The organism is Pseudomonas juntendi, from assembly GCF_009932375.1.
Classification (GTDB): Bacteria; Pseudomonadota; Gammaproteobacteria; order Pseudomonadales; family Pseudomonadaceae; genus Aquipseudomonas; species Aquipseudomonas juntendi.
The window spans coordinates 1-489 of the sequence record NZ_BLJG01000092.1 but is presented as its reverse complement, the minus strand read 5'-3'; the positions used below and the strand labels follow the sequence as shown (position 1 = coordinate 489).

Below are 489 nucleotides of genomic sequence, written 5' to 3'. Positions count from 1 at the left end.
CAGTGACCAACCACAAGGGTCTGACCTTCACCCTGACTGACGGAACCACTGTGACCGTCAAGGCAGGCGAGGCCAGCGGTTCGGTTACCGTCACCGCGCCAGACAACGTCTACGTCAATGATCCAGTGACCATCACCCAAGGCCTGACCAAGGTCGAAGGCGCTGGCGCCGATCAGTTCGAGCAGCTGAACCTGGGCAAGGATACTGTCAGCACAGTAGTCACCGATGAGCCAGGCACTCCGGGTAACCCGGGCGGCAACAACGAAGGTGACTTGGTCAAAGTCTCTATCGTGGCCGATCAAGTTTCGGTCAACGAAGCCACTGAACCTACCTTCACCGTCACCCTGAACAAGGCTTTGGATAAGCCGTTCACCGTGACCCTGAGCACCGGTGCCACCCTGACCTTCGCGGCAGGCGAGACCACCAAGTCCTACGCCGCTCCGGCGCAGGGCGATGACGTGTTCAAGGACGAAGGTAAGATCACTGTCA

General features: G+C 59.1%; 1 protein-coding gene. It reads left to right on the top strand.

From position 1 onward, the window contains the following. On the top strand, positions 1-489 hold a 489-nt coding region (locus tag GYA94_RS13150), incomplete at both ends, for an immunoglobulin-like domain-containing protein (RefSeq protein WP_161892449.1).